The sequence below is a fragment of the Mesorhizobium sangaii genome (assembly GCF_014207355.1).
GTDB classification, from domain to species: domain Bacteria; phylum Pseudomonadota; class Alphaproteobacteria; order Rhizobiales; family Rhizobiaceae; genus Mesorhizobium; species Mesorhizobium sangaii.
In genome coordinates this window covers 1-1,329 of record NZ_JACHEF010000036.1, presented here as the reverse complement: position 1 = coordinate 1,329, position 1,329 = coordinate 1, and the positions used below count along the sequence as shown (strand labels likewise).

Sequence of the window (1,329 nt, the reverse complement as noted above, 5' to 3'; positions counted from 1 at the left end):
AGTCGACGCAGCAGGCAAATAAGACAAAGCCTTCCCCGCAACCAAATCACAAACGCCCGTCTGGCCAAAAGCCAACGGGCGTTTTGTCTTTTGGGAGGACGTAAGCCGTAGATCGGAAACGCAAACGACAATGTCTGCGTGACGCGACAAACCCGACAGAAATGACGTCCTAAGCGCGTCGGTGGTCCGATTCGAGTTTGCGCCTGTCGTCGCGCGCATGCTGGCCAGAGATGACGACCGCGGGCATCGACTTTGCATGCCGCTCCTCGATCACGCCGGCGCCCTCAAGGCTGAGGCGACATTCCAGTCTTGCCGAATCAGGCGACGGCGTCTCTCCCGGAGCCGGATGGCGGCAAGGTGGAGCATGCCCGAATCAGCCCGATTGCTAATAGTTGACATCTATTGCTATCCGCGTTGGGCGCCCCCATAATCCTTGCAGGAGGTTGCCATGCCAAATTACGCTCTAAACGACCACTATGAGAGCTTCATCAGGAAGCAGCTCGAATCAGGCCGCTACAACAATGCCAGCGAGGTTGTCCGCGCGGGCCTGCGCATGCTCGAGGACTTCGAGGCGGAGCGAGAGAAATGGCTGCGTGAAGACGTACCCTCGCGCCTGGCCGAGCTCCAGCGGGATCCAACGAAAGGGATCCCTGCCGACACGGTGTTTTCGCGGCTGGAGGCGCGTCATCGCGCGAAGCAGGCGAAAGCCAAGTAGGGGATGGAATATCAGATTGTCTTCCACCCCAAGGCGGAGTCCGAGCTGGAAGCGCTCTATGACGATATAGCGGAACGCGCATCGCCTGCGATCGCCTGGAATTTCGTTGTGGGTATCCGTGAGCATTGTCTCGGCCTGTCGACTTTTCCACAGCGTGGCACTGAGCGGGTCGAGATCATGCCTGGGCTGCGGATTGTTGGGTACCGGCGCGCTGTCAGCATTGCATTCGCCGTCGACGGCGAGCGGGTGCTGGTTTTGGGCGTCTTTTACGCCGGCCGCAACATCACGCTGGAATTGCTTGAAGAACGGCTCTAACCGGCGCTCAAGCAGGGGCTGGCCATAGCGCACCGCCTGGCGCGACCAGCGATTGTCCGGCCGATGGCACAAGCTCGGCGCTGATCCGGTGGCGTGCTTCCTGGGGATAAGCTGCGCCGGAAAGCCGGTCACAATCGGGCCAAGCCAACTCACCAATTCCGGGCTCGCCGAGATATCCACGAGAAATCGAAAAAAGGGTGATCTTGGCTGTTGACACTTGTTGATGGTGGCGACTATATACGCCTCACCAACGAGGGCGGCACGCCGCTGGCGACGAAGAAGTTTGCTTCTAAGCCTGC

2 protein-coding genes are annotated in these 1,329 nt (G+C 59.7%); both read left to right on the top strand.

The window, feature by feature from the left end:
* Positions 1-448 precede the first annotated feature (448 nt).
* On the top strand, positions 449-715 hold the full coding sequence (locus HNQ71_RS34575) for a type II toxin-antitoxin system ParD family antitoxin (protein WP_184879647.1): 267 nt from the start codon (positions 449-451) through the stop codon (positions 713-715).
* A 3-nt stretch (positions 716-718) separates the two neighbouring features.
* Positions 719-1,030: a type II toxin-antitoxin system RelE/ParE family toxin gene (locus HNQ71_RS34570; protein ID WP_184879644.1), complete on the top strand. Its 312-nt coding sequence runs from the start codon at positions 719-721 to the stop codon at positions 1,028-1,030.
* Positions 1,031-1,329 lie beyond the last annotated feature (299 nt).

Bases quoted from the DNA above. Each gene is read 5' to 3' on its own strand.
- HNQ71_RS34570 (WP_184879644.1), top strand. From the start codon at position 719: ATGGAATATCAGATTGTCTTCCACCCCAAGGCGGAGTCCGAGCTGGAA.
- HNQ71_RS34575 (WP_184879647.1), top strand. From the start codon at position 449: ATGCCAAATTACGCTCTAAACGACCACTATGAGAGCTTCATCAGGAAG.